The 16,838-nt window shown below is 39.5% G+C and carries 17 protein-coding genes; 3 read left to right on the top strand and 14 right to left on the bottom strand.

Features of this window, described 5'->3' with window-relative positions; genetic code table 11:
* Positions 1 to 22 precede the first annotated feature (22 nt).
* Both AC1Z3K_RS05780 and AC1Z3K_RS05775 read right to left on the bottom strand, forming a co-directional pair.
* Positions 23 to 1,033 carry a sensor histidine kinase gene (locus tag AC1Z3K_RS05780; protein ID WP_461732127.1) on the bottom strand — a complete coding sequence of 337 codons (1,011 nt, stop codon included), beginning with the start codon at positions 1,031 to 1,033 and terminating at the stop codon, positions 23 to 25.
* A complete protein-coding gene (locus AC1Z3K_RS05775) occupies positions 1,030 to 1,695 on the bottom strand; it encodes a response regulator transcription factor (RefSeq protein ID WP_461732126.1) in 666 nt (221 codons plus the stop codon). The genes AC1Z3K_RS05780 and AC1Z3K_RS05775 overlap by 4 nt, the downstream gene beginning before the upstream one ends.
* A gap of 1,096 nt (positions 1,696 to 2,791) precedes the next feature.
* On the opposite strand from AC1Z3K_RS05775, the gene fabF reads away from it, so the two are divergent.
* Positions 2,792 to 4,030 carry a beta-ketoacyl-ACP synthase II gene (gene fabF / locus AC1Z3K_RS05770; RefSeq protein WP_461732125.1) on the top strand — a complete coding sequence of 413 codons (1,239 nt, stop codon included), beginning with the start codon at positions 2,792 to 2,794 and terminating at the stop codon, positions 4,028 to 4,030.
* A gap of 1 nt (position 4,031) precedes the next feature.
* Positions 4,032 to 4,466 carry a 3-hydroxyacyl-ACP dehydratase FabZ gene (gene fabZ, locus AC1Z3K_RS05765; RefSeq protein WP_426081212.1) on the top strand — a complete coding sequence of 145 codons (435 nt, stop codon included), beginning with the start codon at positions 4,032 to 4,034 and terminating at the stop codon, positions 4,464 to 4,466.
* A gap of 113 nt (positions 4,467 to 4,579) precedes the next feature.
* Here the strand turns inward: fabZ and AC1Z3K_RS05760 are convergent, their stop codons facing one another.
* The 8 genes from AC1Z3K_RS05760 to AC1Z3K_RS05725 all read right to left on the bottom strand — a co-directional run bounded on the left by AC1Z3K_RS05760 (position 4,580) and on the right by AC1Z3K_RS05725 (position 13,688).
* Complete coding sequence (locus tag AC1Z3K_RS05760) at positions 4,580 to 5,251, bottom strand: methyltransferase family protein (protein ID WP_426081211.1); 672 nt, start codon at positions 5,249 to 5,251, stop codon at positions 4,580 to 4,582.
* A 296-nt stretch (positions 5,252 to 5,547) separates the two neighbouring features.
* Entirely contained in the window at positions 5,548 to 6,870 is a 1,323-nt protein-coding gene (locus tag AC1Z3K_RS05755) for a PTS sugar transporter subunit IIC (RefSeq protein ID WP_461732124.1), read from the bottom strand.
* A gap of 12 nt (positions 6,871 to 6,882) precedes the next feature.
* The gene (locus AC1Z3K_RS05750) at positions 6,883 to 8,157 is read right to left on the bottom strand and encodes a glycoside hydrolase family 140 protein (protein WP_461732123.1); all 1,275 of its coding nucleotides are present in this window, start codon (positions 8,155 to 8,157) and stop codon (positions 6,883 to 6,885) included.
* A gap of 15 nt (positions 8,158 to 8,172) precedes the next feature.
* Complete coding sequence (locus AC1Z3K_RS05745) at positions 8,173 to 9,042, bottom strand: alpha/beta hydrolase (protein WP_426081208.1); 870 nt, start codon at positions 9,040 to 9,042, stop codon at positions 8,173 to 8,175.
* 46 nt (positions 9,043 to 9,088) lie between these two features.
* Positions 9,089 to 10,513 (bottom strand): FGGY-family carbohydrate kinase, encoded by a 1,425-nt coding sequence (locus AC1Z3K_RS05740; RefSeq protein ID WP_426081207.1) that lies wholly within the window; start codon positions 10,511 to 10,513, stop codon positions 9,089 to 9,091.
* Position 10,514: 1 nt separating this feature from the next.
* On the bottom strand, positions 10,515 to 11,456 hold the full coding sequence (locus tag AC1Z3K_RS05735) for a transketolase family protein (protein WP_461732122.1): 942 nt from the start codon (positions 11,454 to 11,456) through the stop codon (positions 10,515 to 10,517).
* Positions 11,443 to 12,279 carry a transketolase gene (locus AC1Z3K_RS05730; protein WP_461732121.1) on the bottom strand — a complete coding sequence of 279 codons (837 nt, stop codon included), beginning with the start codon at positions 12,277 to 12,279 and terminating at the stop codon, positions 11,443 to 11,445. Before AC1Z3K_RS05730 ends, AC1Z3K_RS05735 begins: the two co-directional genes overlap by 14 nt.
* Positions 12,280 to 12,281: 2 nt before the next feature.
* The gene (locus tag AC1Z3K_RS05725) at positions 12,282 to 13,688 is read right to left on the bottom strand and encodes an L-fucose/L-arabinose isomerase family protein (protein ID WP_461732120.1); all 1,407 of its coding nucleotides are present in this window, start codon (positions 13,686 to 13,688) and stop codon (positions 12,282 to 12,284) included.
* 278 nt (positions 13,689 to 13,966) lie between these two features.
* Between AC1Z3K_RS05725 and AC1Z3K_RS05720 the strand changes: the two genes are divergently transcribed.
* Positions 13,967 to 14,986, top strand: coding sequence for a LacI family DNA-binding transcriptional regulator (locus tag AC1Z3K_RS05720; protein ID WP_426081203.1), 1,020 nt, complete (start codon positions 13,967 to 13,969; stop codon positions 14,984 to 14,986).
* 309 nt (positions 14,987 to 15,295) lie between these two features.
* Here AC1Z3K_RS05720 and AC1Z3K_RS05715 read toward each other — a convergent pair whose 3' ends face one another.
* The 4 genes from AC1Z3K_RS05715 to AC1Z3K_RS05700 all read right to left on the bottom strand — a co-directional run bounded on the left by AC1Z3K_RS05715 (position 15,296) and on the right by AC1Z3K_RS05700 (position 16,835).
* Positions 15,296 to 15,454, bottom strand: coding sequence for a hypothetical protein (locus AC1Z3K_RS05715; RefSeq protein ID WP_461732119.1), 159 nt, complete (start codon positions 15,452 to 15,454; stop codon positions 15,296 to 15,298).
* A 15-nt stretch (positions 15,455 to 15,469) separates the two neighbouring features.
* A complete protein-coding gene (locus AC1Z3K_RS05710; RefSeq protein WP_461732118.1) occupies positions 15,470 to 16,144 on the bottom strand; it encodes a hypothetical protein in 675 nt (224 codons plus the stop codon).
* A gap of 42 nt (positions 16,145 to 16,186) precedes the next feature.
* Complete coding sequence (locus tag AC1Z3K_RS05705) at positions 16,187 to 16,543, bottom strand: hypothetical protein (protein ID WP_461732117.1); 357 nt, start codon at positions 16,541 to 16,543, stop codon at positions 16,187 to 16,189.
* Between the two features lie 136 nt (positions 16,544 to 16,679).
* Positions 16,680 to 16,835 carry a hypothetical protein gene (locus AC1Z3K_RS05700; protein WP_461732116.1) on the bottom strand — a complete coding sequence of 52 codons (156 nt, stop codon included), beginning with the start codon at positions 16,833 to 16,835 and terminating at the stop codon, positions 16,680 to 16,682.
* Between the last annotated feature and the right edge of the window lie 3 nt (positions 16,836 to 16,838).

Raw genomic sequence — 16,838 nt, 5'->3', positions numbered from 1 at the left:
ATTTATCTAGATTGCATTAAAGTTACAACTCTGAAAGATAACTATTTTTGGGAAAGATAATGACGATTTCTGTATACTCATTTTCAACTGCCGCACAATCAATTTTCAGCCCTAATTTTCTACATAGCTTTTTACATAGATACAAGCCGAATCCTGTCGCTTTTCCAGCAGCTCTGCCGTTGGTTCCCGTAAAGCCTTTATCAAACACTCGAGGAAGTTCATGACTTTTGATACCGATGCCGCTATCTCTTATCGTTAGTTCGGTCTGTTCCTTGGTTGAGACAGCCGTGAAAGACAGGCTGCCCCGCCCCTCTTTTTTATACTTAACTGCATTGAAAATAAGCTGGTTAACAATAAATGCCAGCCACTTCTTATCTGTATATACAAACTCTTCACAGGCAATTGTAACCTGCATCTGATTTTGAATGAGAAGATATTTATTTTTCTTAATCAGCTCAGCGATTACTTCCTGCAGCAAAACCTCTTTTATGAAATAGTCTTGATGAACATAGTCACTTCTTGCATAAAAAAGCGTTTGATCTACTTGGTTTTCTAAGTCAATTAAATACATTTGAATTTTTCGAGCCGAATCTGTCTCCAGCTCCGCAGCGGCCAAATGCAGACTAGTCATGGGCAGCTTCACCTCATGAATCCAGGCCTCAATAAATTCTTTATAGTCAGTTTGCTCTTCCTCCAACCAGGCAATTGTCTCCATAGCAGAAGTATTCGCTTTTCTCAGAATGTCCCTATACAGCTCATCCTCATAACGCCAGTTTTTTTCTAAAAGCTCATGTATTAGATAGGGTTTATCCAGCTGTGTCATTTGCTTGTCAATCCCTCTAAAGAATCGTTTTCTCTTATAGTAATCCAAAGTAAAATAAACAAAAATAATACTTACCCAAACAAGAGCAATCAGCACAATTGTGACTGGTGTATTTCCTAGAGTTAATAAATAGAAAGATAGAATGAGCAGACAAGAAAAATGAAGCACTAAGACAAATAATTTATCATGTAGATAATAGAATAGTTTCATATTTGATAACCTACGCCTCTTTTAGTTTGAATGAAGTTTGACACACCCAGATCCTCTAGTTTACTTCTTAGTCTAGTCATATTAACGCTTAACGCATTGTCATCAATAAAAACATCATTGTCCCAAAGATAGACAATAATATCCATTCTAGGCACGACCTCTTCTTTTCGCTGGAGCAGAAAGTGAAGCAGTTTAAACTCGGTCTTCGTTAGTTCTGTTTCCTTTGCTTCAAACCGAGCCTTGTATGTTGTCAGATTTAAAGTTAATCCCTTATGTGTTAATACAAGCTGCTCCTTTGACTGGACCACCGTTCTCTTTAAAAGTGCCTGAATCCTTGCCAACAATAGTGATGGAATATAGGGCTTGGTTATAAAATCATCACCGCCCAACAAGATACAGTCCAGCTCAGTCAGTACATTGTTATCACTGGTTAGAAAAATAACCGGCACCGTTGAGGTTTGTCTTAATGTTCGACAAATCACCTGACCATCCTGATTTGGTAAATTCAAGTCCAGTAAAACCAAATCTGGCGCCTGTTCCTTTATTTGCTCCACTACATTTTCAAATACTTCAACAGCTGTCACCTCATAAAATGCATGCTCCAGCAGCTGTTTTAGTTCAGCTCTCACATTTTTTTCGTCTTCTATAATTAATATCTTCATAATTATCCCCGCTTTATTCTCAGCTAACTAAAGAAGCTCTTAATCAAGTTGTCTTTTTTAGCAGCCGCAGATTCCTTCTCATTATAGCATGTATTAAATACTGAAAAGAACTTTCGTTTTAAAAGGAAAATAGAGCAGCTTTATTACAATCCAAAAGCATATCCAAAATCGATGGCACCATAACGCGTTAAAAAACGCGAATTCTAGCCCTTTTAATTATACTGAACAGCTAAAGTCCCATTTTCCTGCCTTTACTTATTCATATCTCAGCTAAGTATTCTTAATCGCTTCATTTTACTCTTGAGCCTGCTTGAAAGTAGAGTAGCAGCCGAATTTTTCAGGGATTATTGTGGAAATTAAGAAAAACCACAGGCTAGCTCATTTTAGAATAGTCATTTTTAATACTATTGATTGAAAAATGACTTTTACTTTCGGATGCATACCATTCTGTTAGCACGTCTTTAGGCAAACAGAACTGGCAATAGGGTGTGTAAGCAAGTCAGTCGCCAGTTCTGTTTACTTAAATATAGTGACAGAATAGTCTGTGCTGTTTCGATAACGATTGTTTGAAAGAGACTAGCGTAACTTATCTTTAAAAATTAGTTTATCTAACGATTCGTTACTAACATTTTTAGATATATTCTAACACCTTAGATTTTATTTTCTCTCTTCATTAGAATCTTCTTTGCCTTTCTGCCATAAGCGCTAAAATGAAAAACTAATTGAAAAATATTGAACAATCTTATAGCTATACTTGATTTTACTAAAATAATAATTTCAACAAGTCTTTATTCTTCAGCATATCGAATCAATCCTATAATTATTTTAATTTGTGAATATCCCATCAATATCACATTCCTATTCAAATACCACAAATGATTTAGGTTGACGAATAAAAACACAACTGGTATTATCTGTTTGAGAATGATAATCTCATTCCGTAATTGAGAATAAAAAAGAGACAGACATTTTTTAATGTCTGAATTATTAACCATTATACTTTGATAATCAAACTATTTTATTTGATAAATCAAAAAAAGTATAAGTTAATCATTCATTTATTACTTTGACTATCAAGATAACTAGGAGGATTTTAATGAAACGTGTTGTAATAACCGGCTTGGGTGCAGTGACCCCCATTGGCAATACTGTAAAAGAATACTGGCAGAATTTAATTAACGGGCAATCAGGCATTGGAAAAATCACGAAATTCATTTCTGAAGAGATTGGTGTTTCCTTAGCTGGTGAAGTAAAGGACTTTGATCCCAGTGCCGTCCTTGATCGAAAAGAACAAAAACGGATGGATTTGTTCTCACAATACGGGCTGGCTGCTGCTCTAGAAGCTTGGCAAATGAGCGGGCTGACAGAAGCTCTATTCGACCCTAAACGCTTTGGCGTCATTGTAGGCAGCGGAATCGGCGGCATGACTACGCTGCAGAATCAGGTTCGAGTGATGGACAAAAAAGGACCAAACCGAGTAACTCCTTTCTTCGTCCCTATGGTCATCGCAAATATAGCTTCCGGTAATATATCCATTCGCTTAGGAGCAAAAGGAACATCACAGACTATTGTAACTGCCTGTGCCTCAGCTACAAATGCAATTGGAGAAGCGTTTCGGGCAATCAAATACGGTTCAGCTGATGTTATGATGACTGGTGGAACAGAGGCGACAATATGCGAGATTGGAATTGCGGGGTTTGCCGCATTAAATGCCTTAAATACCACAGACAACCCTGCACGTGCCTCCATTCCCTTTGATAAAGAGCGCAAAGGCTTTGTTATGGGTGAAGGGGCTGGCATGCTGGTTTTGGAAGAAATGACGCACGCCCAAAAAAGAGGAGCGGTAATTCTTGGCGAAATTGTCGGCTATGGCAGCAACTGCGATGCTAGTCATATGACGGCCCCATTAAAAGACGGCAGCGGTGCAGCCTCTGCAATGCAGATGGCACTCGCCGAAGCTGATATCCAGCCGGAAGAAATCAGCTATATTAATGCTCACGGCACATCCACACCAGCCAACGATGCGGCGGAAACCGCAGCTATCAAACGAGTATTTGGCGAGCAGGCAAAACATATTCCCATTTCAAGTACCAAAAGTATGACTGGTCATCTGCTGGGGGCAGCCGGCGGCATCGAAGCAATTGCTTGTGTAAAAACACTTCAGGAAGGAATTGCTCATCCCACCATCGGCTATGAAATTCCTGATCCGGAATGTGATTTGGATTATGTAACTGGGAATGCCCGTTCACTTTCAGCAGAATATACCCTCAGTAATTCTTTTGGCTTTGGCGGACACAATGCTGTTATTTGTATGAAGAAATGGAGCGATGAATAATATGGAAAAAGTAATGACTGTTACTGAAATAATGGATTTAATCCCCAATAGATACCCAATCTGTTTTATTGATTATGTAGATGAAATCATTACCGATAAAAAAATTGTTGCTACTAAAAATGTTACAATAAATGAAGAGTTTTTTCAGGGTCACTTTCCTGGAAACCCAACAATGCCTGGCGTTTTGATTATTGAAGCACTTGCTCAGGTTGGTTCCATTCTCATTTTAAAAATGGATCAGTTCAAAGGAGAAACAGCTTATATTGGCGGAATTAACAAAGCGAAGTTTCGACAAAAAGTAGTTCCCGGCGATGTACTAAAGCTTCATTTCGAAATCGTGAAACTACGTGATTTCGTCGGCATCGGTCAGGCTATTGCTTATGTTGATGGCAAAAAGGTCTGTGAATGTGAGCTGACTTTTATTGTCGGCAGATAGCCTCAACTGGCTTTTACGACGGGTAAACTAGCCGCCAGGATTCGAAAAGAGCTGCTGTATTCTCTCATTAAAAAGAGCAGCAGCAGCTTTTTCATGCCAAAAATGTAATGACGCTACCAGATAAAAGGGATTAATCGATATCTAACCTTCTGCTTATACGCTTCATAGCCGGTAAGCGCTTGGGAAAGCACGATTTCTTCGTTTGTTATCCGTTTTATCAATAGAAATGGATAGAGTAAAAAAATTAGCAGTGCTGGTATTGACCCTAGAACAATCGGCATTGCTAAAAAAAGAAGAATTGTGGCTAAGTACATTGGATGTCTAACCACACCATATAAACCTGTATCGATAACCTGCTGATTTTGCTGCACCTCAACCGTACGTGACAAATAGGCATTTTCCCGCATAACTTCCCCATACATAGCATAGCCTATCAGCAACAGGACGGATGCCAAAACGATTAACCACAACGGTAAACGGCTCCAGCCAAATCGAAAATCTAGGCCCGCAGTAATAAAGCCCCCTAAAAACATTATCAGAGACAGCCAAACGACCTGTTTTTGCTCGGTTTCTTTTTCTTTTGTATTTAGACGTTTTTCCAAGAGCACAGGCGTTTTTACCCACAAAACAATACCCAACACTGCCATAGGTATAAACAACAATCCCCCAAGCAGCCATGCATTCCAAAAATCCAGCGTTCCAGCTGGAAAAAACAGCAACAAAGCAATGGCAGCCAACCCTAGTATAAATTTAACTGCTGCTTGAGCTAAAAGTTTTCCCTTCATCCGATTCCCTCCATCCTCCACTTTTTAACTATAACAAAGCTGTAAAAACAAAGATAGCTGAACCGGCAAGCTGTTGCTTTATCGTGTTCATTCATTTGAACGGCTGAAGCTTCGTTGAACTAAAATACTTTTCTCATTTTTAATAATCTTTTTTATTTTTTAGGATTCAGGGCATTGACCTAAACGCTCTGCCAATTTTTCTCTTGAGACAAAAATGTTTATTGAATTCAAAAAGCGAAACAAAACAGATATTTCATTTTGTCTCGCTCATCTTTTCATTTAGCGGCCTGCAGTCTCTATACTGTTTCTCCAGCTGTATCCAGCTTGTTATTTTCTGTCTCACCATTTTCTAATGCTGCCGCCTGTTCTTCCCCTCTTACCTTCTCTTTATCCAAAATTTTTACAAAAGGAAGGTAGAATAGGCAGCCAGCTAATACACAAATCAACTGTAGTAAAGCAATCTGCCAGCCTCCGGCTAAAAAGCCATTAAGAAAAATCGGCGTGCCAAATGGCACTTGAATTCCACTAAGACGCGGGAATAGACCACTCCATATTGCAATATAGGCAACTAGCGTTTGAACCAAAGGAGTTAAAATGAAAGGAATCGCCATAATTGGATTTAAGATTAGCGGCAAACCAAAAATCATCGGCTCATTGATAGTGAACAATCCCGGAACAGCACTTAAATTAGCGACAGTTCGCGCCTGCTTCGATTTAGCAACCAGCAGAATAACAATGATTAGCGCCAAGGTTCCACCGGCTCCGCCAATCCCCGCAAACAAGTCATAGAAAGACTTACTTAAAATATTCGGTAAATCCGACCGTGCCGCACCAGCGGATAAAGCATCCATATTTTGAACATCCATAGGCAGATACAGTGCTGTAACAAAACTGCCAACAACCAGTGAACCATGGATTCCGAAAAACCAGAGAACCATTTGAATCAGAACAATAAACAACAGCGAACCTACGCTAGAGGACAGGCTTTGCAAAGGTGTTGCCAAAATCTGATAAATAAAATCTGAAAACGACCCATACGATGTGAAGCTGAACAGCCAGCTTATAATGATTGCAATGAATCCTGAGATAATCGCTGGAATCAATCCAGCAAAGGTATCCGTTACAAACTGAGGAACACCTGCCGGCATTTTAATAGCAATGTTTTTTTCTAAAATAAAACAATAAATTCTCGCAAAAACCAGTCCGCAAATCATTGCTGTAAACAGACCGCCTGCACCTAATTTACTCATATCCAATGTTGTTGTCTCCTCCAACGTAACTAGAGGGGTCATCATTAAAAAAGCAAACAAGGAAACAATTCCCGCAGGAACAGCAGATTGATTAAATTCTGTCGCCAGTCTATGTCCGACTAGAAAAGCGGCATAAATTGAAATAACACCCACTGTCATACTATATCCGGCTGAGAGATAACCGCCAATATTAATTGAAGCAATAAAGTTTTTCCAGCCTTCAATTGGCAAAACCGCCAAGAGCAGTGCCAGCGACCCAATAATATTGACAGGCAGCGTCGCCATTAGTCCATTTGAAATAGCTTTTAAATATTTATTATTTGAAATTTTATCTGCAAATGCTAAGACGTTATCCATGTATTTTTCCATTTTTTTCACTCCTTATTTATAGGCAATAATCAAGACATCTTCTAAACAGCGGTGTGTATCAAATGTGGTTTCATTTCCCGAAATTTCATACTCCGGCTTCAAAAAGCAATTTTCTTTTAAATCAATCAGAATTACTTGATACTCAGATAAATCAATCGACACAGTAATTGTCGTATTACTAGGTATATAAATCAGATAACAAGCGGCTTCTTCCGTTTCAGCCAAACGAATCTGTTCATCTCCTCTTACTAACAGCTGATTACACGGAATGAGATTCTTGATATGAAGCATTTCAAATAGCTGTTTCATAAAGCCATAGTCATTCGCTCCCGGAAACTGCAGCGCATCCTGCCAATGCATGGGGCGATCAAAGGCTTCACCAATATTTTCAGCAAATGCTGCGGAATGTCCATGCCAGCTCCAAATTCCGTGAGCCCCATAAGTAATCCCTGCAGCCCCTCCTGACAGTACCGATTGCCAAGCAGCTTGACGAACATCTCTTTGACTAAATCTGCCATAAACCTTTCGGGCAAAACCCATTTGTTCATAGCATGGCTCCGAATTAATGATGGGCTTTTCTTCCTCCAATTGGTAAAAATGAGAGGCAAGCGCATAAGGCATGTTCAGAAATGAACGATTATGTCCAGACTGATACAGATAAATAGCCAAACGCCGGCGGATTTCTTCTGGAATTTCTTGCAAGCGGCCTTTAATATGAATTGTTTTTAGTGTCTCTACTGAAGCTTTCTCAAAAAAATCGAAAGCTTCTATATAAGTGTCAATCGTTTCTTGTATAGGAAAGTCGGTATCTCCACCAATTAAGTAAATAGGAGAAAATTGATCAAAGGTCTCAACCACTTTTTCAAAATACTGCTGCCGATACATTTTGGGTATAACATTTCTCCGATTGTCCAGCTCACTTGCCCATGTTCCGGCTACATAGTTTGACCATAAAACAACCAACGCCAGGGTAAATCCATGCTCCTCTGCTATTTGACAAAGCTTTTCAGCACGCTTGAAATATTCCTCATTTAGCACAGAAAAGTCATAGCAACTGTTTGTTTGAGTATACGGCAGTATATCTAAGCTTCCTCTACTCCGATCCCACTGAGGCAAAATGTTGATTTGTAAAGTATTAAACCCTTGTGATTGCCGCTTCTTCAAGTAGATTAACCATTCTTCTTCTCTGATGCTGGTAAAGACACTCCAGCAAGTGTCTGCGAAATAGAAAAAATGCTTTCCCTCTCGAAGTAACGTCCGTTTGTTTTGATTAACAGTTATTTTCATCTCATTAGCTCCTCTCTATCTTGTATTATCATGGTCAATATAGCCTCCTAGCCAGCCTTCGCATAACTCAAACCATTTTGCCACATGAGGATTAATATGACTCGGTTTTCTGGCTGTTGTCCGATCAGCCAACGCTAATCCATGTTCCCCCTTTTCAAAAATGTGCAGTTCAAAAGGAACTCCTGATTCTCTTAACGCTAGGCCCAGCTTTAGAGAATGCGCAACATCTACCAGTTTATCTTCTGTTGTATGCCAGACAAACATGGGAGGTGTCTCCTTGTTCACAGAACAAAGTATATTCATTTGTCGGACAGCGTCTTCAGATGGCTGCTCCATGCCAAAGTATCGTTCATTAGCTGTCAGCGGCTGTTTAATTAAATCAACCCCAAAACCAAGTTCATCTTTTTGAAATGCTTTCTGGTAGACTAGCGGATAACCAGTAACTGCTAAATTTACTCTAATATTCTCCTTAGTCATTTTGAGTGTCTTTAATAGTTGCGGGTCATTCCACCGTGTAGCTAACTGTAGAGCAAGGTGTCCTCCAGCGGAAAAACCGCATATAATGATGTTTTCTTTATCTATCAACCATTCATCAGCATGGCTTCGTACATAGGCAACTGTTTGAGCCGCCTCGATCAGTGCATTATTGGGAATATTTTTTACCGTGTCACCTGTTGTATACCAGAGGACAATACTGTTCAGACCCATACTGTTAAACTTCAAGGCAATCGTCTCCGCTTCCCGATCACTGGTAAACGCATATCCGCCGCCAGGACAAATAATAACAGCTGGGCGTTTCTTCCCAACATTGTATTCTTGTGAATTGTGCAATAAATAAAGCTCAAAATAAGCAGTATCATTCACAACTATTTTTCCTGTTTTCACTTACCTTCACTCCTTTTGCCATTCACTTCACAAGTACGCCATCATCTCATTGCTCAATCAACCGCTTCCATTTTTTATATGCCAAATGGATATCCTCAGAATTCTGAGATGGCTTGATTGTTTCCTGTCGAATATGCTTCATCTGAAGAGCAGGATTAGCAAGGGCAGCTACGCCCAAAGCAGAGTATTCCTCAACTTCACTGACAATGACTTTTTTATCCAGTAATGATGCTAGCAAAATCATCAACGCCTTATTTTTGGAAACCCCGCCATCAATAAACACCTGATTAATCGCCTGACCGGAAACCTCCTCCATTGCATCAGTCACTGCTTTAATTTGAAAAATAATGCTTTCAAGAACGGCTCGCAGCATTTCTTTCTCTGTAGTGGTTCTTTTTATACCAAAAAATGCGGCCGTCATTGTATTATCCCAGAAAGGGGCACCCATCCCCTGCAGCGCCGGTATGAAAAAGATATCTTCTTTATTTCCTAATAATACCTCATTGCACAAGTCAGAAATACCCTCTGACACAGCTATAGTTTGACAAAACCAATTGACTGCATCCCCGCAGGAACGGATAATCCCCTCTAACGCGTAAACTGCCTCATTCTTTTTTTGCCAAGCAACTGTTGTTAAAATCTGTCTATTTTTTAGATTGTTCTGCTCCCTAATCTGCATCATTACAGAGCAGCCGGTTCCCATCGTAATTTTAACATCTCCATAGCTCGTACAGGCTTCACCCAGTAAAGCTGCCTGAGAGTCAGCCATCACACCTATTATCGGAATCCCTTGATAGCAGCCAAAGTTCTCATCCGCTGCTCTAATTTCAGGTAAATCTGTCTGGTTAATCCCAAATAGCTGGATAAGCTCTTCATCCCACTGTTGCGTATTAATATTGTACAGCAATGTTCGGCAAGCGTTACTCCCATCTGTCGCGAAAACTTTTTCCTGCGTCAAATTCCATAGCAGCCAGCTATCCATTGTGCCAATAGCCAACTCTCCTGTTCCAGATTTTCCTGCGATAGCTGGATGCTTTTCAGTCAGCCACTTAATCTTCGTACCAGAAAAATAAGGATCGAGCCGTAAGCCGGTTTTCTGATTTATCACTTTTTCCAAGCCCTGTTCAATTAGAGCTTCACAAATGTCGCTGCTTCTGTTGCACTGCCAGACAATGGCATTACATAACGGTTTTCCTGTTATCTTATCCCAAGCTAGAATCGTCTCCCGCTGATTAGTAATCGATATAGCCAGAATATCTTCTTTCTGTACCTTTTGTTCCCTAAAAACCGTTGCCAGCAGTTCTGCTGTGTTGTTCCAGATTTCGAGCGGGTCGTGCTCGACCCATCCTGTTTTCGGATAAATCTGTCGATGCTTTTTGTCGTAGCGTTTAACAATTCTCCCCTTTTTCAATAATAGAAGCTTTGTACCAGAAGTGCTTTGATCAAGGATGATTTGATAGTCTTTACCCATATCATTCACCCATGAAGCTTATCGCTGCTGCTGCTAAAGAGGGCCCATCTAAGCCGTAGTGCTGAAACAGTTCTGGTCCTGAGCCTGTAATTAGCGATTCATCTGGAAAGGCGATGATTTTCTGTTTGATTCCAGTTTCCTCAGCTACTGCCTCGGCTACTGCTGCCCCAAGTCCGTTATACAAACTATGCTCTTCAACTGTAATCACATATCCAGTTTTTTTAGCAGCCGCCAGCACCCCATCCGTATCAAACGGCTTCAATGAATGAACATTTAAAACCTCAACAGAAACACCTTTCTCCTTCAACAGCTCAGCTGCATCCAGCGCTTGCCGCACCATCTCTCCTGTAGCGATAAAGGTCAAATCCTTACCTTCGAGCATAGTCACAGCTTTTCCAATTTCAAAAGGATAGTCTGCATTTTCATAACAATCCTGAACGGGATTCCTTCCTAAACGAATATAGGCCGGAGCTTCAGACTTAACCAAGGCGTTAAACATCTGAATAGTTTCAAAACGGTCAGCCGGAACTAAAACCTGTAAATTGGGAATCGCCCGCGTCACTGCGATATCCTGCAGTGAATGATGGCTCATCCCTAAAGCGCCGTAGCTGACACCACCGCTGATTCCAACTAGCTTGACATTTTTATTTGAGTAGGCGACATCTACTTTGATTTGCTCGATACTCCGCATACTCAAAAAGCAAGCTGGGGAAGCTACAAACGGTCGTTTGTCCATATGAGCCAGACCAGCTGCAAGGCTGACAATATTTTGTTCAGCGATTCCAACTTCTACAAGCTGATCTGGTAATTCTTTTGCAAACGCCCCTAATGAAGCTGATCCACGGGAATCGCTAGTCAATACAAGAATAGACGGATCAAGCTTAGCTGCTTCAATCAATACCTCGCACATAGCCTGTCGATTTGCTATATTAGTTGTTTTCATATGTCAGAGCCTCCATTTGCTGATCTAGTTCTTTTAGTGCCTTTGCCAGTTGTTCATCCGTTGGTACTTTATGATGCCAGCCAGCCTGATTTTCAGACTCTGAGAACCCTTTTCCTTTTATCGTTTTGGCAATAATCAGCTTTGGCTGCTCTGGCTTGTTAGGTTTCGACAGTACATTCACCAACTCTGCCATGTTATTGCCATCTACTATATGCACATCCCAGCCGAACGCCTGCCATTTTTTATCCAGCGGTTCTACGCCCATCACACCCTCGGATTTCCCTGTAATCTGCAAGCCATTCCGGTCGATAATGGCTGTCAGGTTATCCAGCTTGTAATGGGCAGCTGCCATTGCGCCTTCCCAAACTGAACCTTCCGCAAGCTCTCCATCTCCCATCAGTGTATAGGTATGATACGGTCTCCGCTCCATTTTTCCCGCCAAAGCAATTCCCACAGAGACAGGCAGACCATGGCCAAGTGAACCTGTATTCATCTCAACACCAGCTACTTTATTGTTGGGATGTCCGATTAACCGGGAGCCAAATTTCGAAAAGGTTTTGAGTTCCTCTTTTGGTAAAAATCCTTTATCGGCCAGTACTGCCCATAGCACCTCAGCTGCATGTCCTTTACTTTGAATATACTGATCTCGATTTTCCAAATCCGGCTGCTGCGGATTGGTGGTCATTACTTGATAATAAAGAGCTACCAGAATATCGGTACAGGATAAGTCTGAACCAGTGTGACCTGTCTTAGCCTCATAAATCATTTGTAAAACATCTTTTCTTATCTCGATTGCTTTCTTTCTCAGCTCAATGATATCCATACTTACTCTCCTCTCAAATAGGCTTGAACCTCTTCTTCAATCGGATCATAAAAATCAGGCTGAATGCCTAAATACTTACACGCCTCATATAAAATAGGAACAACATTTTTTCTTACCGCTGCCACATGATGAATGTACGGGCCATAAACCAGCTTGAATTCCAGTCGATTCAGATTTTCAAATTCCAAGTATAAATAAGTTCCTTGATTAAATGGACCGTCTATCCCTTTCCCTGTTCCCATCAATAAAGAGTATTCTCCATTATCTCCATCAAACCGGCATAAAGTATATTCATCCTTAATCGCTCTAAAAGCAACCGATCCAGGATAATCAAAGACAAAATGCCGTTTAGGCAGAACAGGCTTAGTTTCTGCCGTTGAATAGGCAAATACACCTAAATGCTGTAGTAATTCACCATTTTCATTTTCCGGATGACGACAGTTTACATCAGCGAAAATAGCTCGATGCTCGCCAAGCGATGCTGCTTCGATTAGTAATTCCGAAATAGCTCCATGAACATCCGTTTCACAAACGAAAGGCAGCCCTTCTTCTTGAAGAAGAGAGAGAGAAGCATAAGGCAAAATACCGATTTCATCTTGAAGCGCAGTCCAGCATTGAATAACTCCGGCATTGCAGCCATAGACCATACAGAGATTTTGCAGAGCTACTTTTAACGCAGCAACCATCTCCAACTCCTCATTTGTAATTTGAACTTCCGTATTTTTCTTGAAATAATCAATAACCATCGCTATTCTTTCGTACTCTTTAATCTTTATTCTCTCAATTTCCTGAATAACTTCTTTGATTGGCACAGGAGACAGCGAGATATTGAAGCGTTCCAATAATTCACCTTCATTGCAGATTACTGTCCAAAAATCGAACGGACGAGGACCAACCTGTAAAATTCTTGTTGCCTTAAATGTTTTGACAACATTACAAACTTTTATAAAATCTTTAATCCCTCTTTCAAACTCAGGGGTATCAATATCAGAATTTTTTATATAGGTAAATGGAACCTTGAATCTTCGAAGCACCTTGCCAATCGCAAAGAGTCCGCACTGTGTATCTCTTAAGCGTGAACCATCTTCTGCCGGCATCTCATCCTTCGGTCCCCAGAGAAGTACCGGAACGTCCAGTTTTTTAGCCAGCCGTGCACAGGCATATTCTGTTCCAAAATTTTCATTGGCTAAAAATAAACCATCAATCCCCTCTGCCTTAAACTTGGCCGCTATTTTCTCTACACCCTCATCATCATAAAGCAAGCCATCCCGATTGATATCTAAAATATCAACATAAGAAATTTCCAGCTCATTCAGTTTTTTTCTTGTCAAATTTGCATATTCAATGGCTGCTTCTGCACTAAACAAATTTCTTCTAGTAGGAGCAAAACCAATTTTCACTTTATCCACTCTCTCCAACTCCAATCCAACAAATTTATAGTATGAAACGCTTTCTTCAAAATCAGAATAGCATCGTCTAACTAAACTCACAATAAACAAATTCATTTTTTTCGTTAAAATATTTTTAGTTTAGTAAACTAACAAAAATAAAAGGATTTAACTTATTATATTGTTTTAAAAATACGTCTTTTTATCAAAAATTAAACAAAACAACTATTTTTATTTCACTAAATTTATTTGATTGTTTTTTAGTTATATGATAAATTGAAAAAGTGGAGGAATGACTTATGAAGTTAGAAGATATAGCAAGAATTGCCAATGTTTCAAAATCAGCTGCTTCCCTTGCCCTAAACGGCAAGCCTGGAGTCAGTGAAGAAACAAGAAAAGCGATTTTAGAGGTTGCTGAAAAGTATGAGTACAGCCCTTTAAGAAGACGCATAAAGAAAGAAGAGAACAGACTAAAAATTCGATTTATTGCCTGTACAAACGAAGATGTTGTACCGGAAAATTATGATCAGCTTCCTTTCTTTAAAGAGCTGCTTTCCTATATATCAACAGAAATTGGAGCCAAAGGACATATTCTTACTACGAACAGCTTGCCTAAAGAAGCTCTATTTAGTGAACTATCACTCATTGAAGAGCTTGATACTAGTGACGGTATTATTATCTTGGGAACGAATTTGACTGCCGCTCATATTAAAACAGTCAATGAACACTTTAATAATTTGGTTATTCTTGATACCCAATGCAGCAGCCTCGACTGCAACACAATTACTATGAATAATTTTCTTGGGGCCTATGACGCTACACAACACTTGCTAAAAATGGGACATCAGAATATTGGTTATATCAAAGGAATACAGCGAATCAATAATTTCTATGATCGAAGACGGGGCTTCAAAGCAGCAATAAGCGCAGCAGGTCTCTCCCCTTCCGATATGCCAAAATTTTATTTACCTGGCATGGAGATTAATCCCATACAAAATAAGCAAGAGCAATTTTTAGATTTCATAAAAGGAATTACTGCGGTCTTTTGTGAAGATGACTATATTGCAATAAGTGTCATCAAGACCTTATCAAAAATAGGTATCCGTATTCCTGAAGATCTTTCCGTCATTGGCTTTGATGATATTTCTGAAAGCCGTGTAATTACTCCTGAGCTGACCACCGTCCATGTACCAATTAAGGAAATTGCTCAAGAGGCAATTTCTCTAATCGAACAAGGAACAACAGCTACCTTAGTGAAGAAACAGCTTTTCCTCAACACAAAGCTTATTTGCCGCGATTCAGTAAAAAAAATGAATTAACTGAATTGAGGAAGAGATGGTATTCTACAAATATGGATAAAGAAGCTGGGGAAAGATTTAGGGTCTTTTCTCAGCTTCTTTCTTTATATGTTGTTAGCTATTAACAACTTGATAAGTGATCTAGTCGGAGCTCCACTATCTGACACTAATCAGATAGCGGAGTACTTTTTTATTTTATCAAATTCCAAAGCTTATTATTTAATGCGCTGATGGATTGATTGATTTCTATTCTTTTTGAGCTGTCATTATCCCAAACATAAAAATCAGTTAACCCTCCCTGAGGAGGATAAATATTCTCCGACATATCTCTTAACGTTTCTTTTTTTCTGAACTACTCATCTCTGAATCTATAATTTCATTTATATCTCTTAATTTCTGAATTTGATAATTGATTTTTTCATTATCATATTTTATTAAAAGTGGTAATAATTGTTGTACTACAGTTTTAATCTCAAGTTCAATTTCCAAGTAACTCACCCTATCCTACTTTAATGGTTGTTTCCCTAAAACATTTACATTCTCTAAAAGCCATGGTTCTTGAATAAATACTTGATCATTATTCAAGCCTTCTTGGTAGATTCCTCCTTGAGTTCCTACAGGCCCCTTGTAAATTGTTGTACCGGTTGGTATCTCAATCTTATAAACTGTGTCTATAGTCGATGTCCCCGTTAAAGCTCCATTTTTATCAAACCATTGAGGTTTTACTGCTGAATTGATACGAACCTTTGATACTGAATTAAGCGGGGTTTCTGTAAACCATTGTCCTAGGGGACTAGTCGAATCTCCACCCCTATAGTAGATTTTCGGTTCTTTTAAAACCTCTATATCATATCTTCCACCATAAAAATCCTTATTTGGTTGTCCTCTAACTTCATTTAATGGTCCTGGATTGTCATACCCATTATATTTATAAGTATATAAATCATCATATTTTGAAGTTCCATTAACCTCACTAGCTTTCTCCGCTTCGTTTAAATCGTCCACCTTATCAACAATCTTATAATCTCCGACATCATTTAGCTTGTTGAATAATTTCAGCTCTTTTTCTGTCAGCGATACGCCATCCAAAAGCTTATTACCTAGTCTAACATTGTCTAATAATGCTAGCACCTGTTTAGCGGATAAAACCTCTAATGCCGTCCAAAATCCGGCTTGCATCCATTCCCCAAAGGTTAGGCTTTCACCTGTAATGGGGTCTTTTCACAAAACAACCCTGTACAAGTCGTACGCACCTGAAAACTCGCCCGCTACGTTTAACATGTCCTTTAAGCTCTCCTGCATGGATAACCAGACATATTTTTCAGTTAGCTCTTTACTATACGTGCCGTTTCGATAGACTTTTAACTGGATGTCTTTATCTCTGCCCCAGTCTACAGTGAAGCGAACCGCTCTACTTTCTGGTTGATTCTCATTGAAATCCGACAATCGATTAAACCAGTCCGCCTTTTTATAACTCCTAGGGGCGTATCCATGCGTTGGGGTAAAGTGTTTTTGTGTTCTGATTTGTCGCATTCCCGTTTTTAAGTCTGAAATTGCCCCCTTCATATCATCAAACACGCCACTCCTCAAAATTTTTTTATTTAACTCTTCATGTTTATTTATTTTTATTTATTATATTATATAAATATTTTATTAAAAGAAATTTCAAGAACAAAAAAATGAGTGAGACATAACTCATTGAGTTATATCCCACTCACGTGGAATCTCGATAAACGGTGGGGGCAGAAGCACATACCAGCATAGAACTGCGACGAGTAACCGCAGGAGCACTTGCCTTACTACCATCTGCGACGAGTAACCGCAGGAGCAAGACCTGCGGAAATAAGCCGAAATTCTCGAGACTAAACACTTC

Source organism: Enterococcus sp. LJL128 (genome assembly GCF_056924295.1).
The sequence above is the reverse complement of the archived record's forward strand: the minus strand, read 5'-3'. Positions and strand labels throughout refer to the sequence as shown.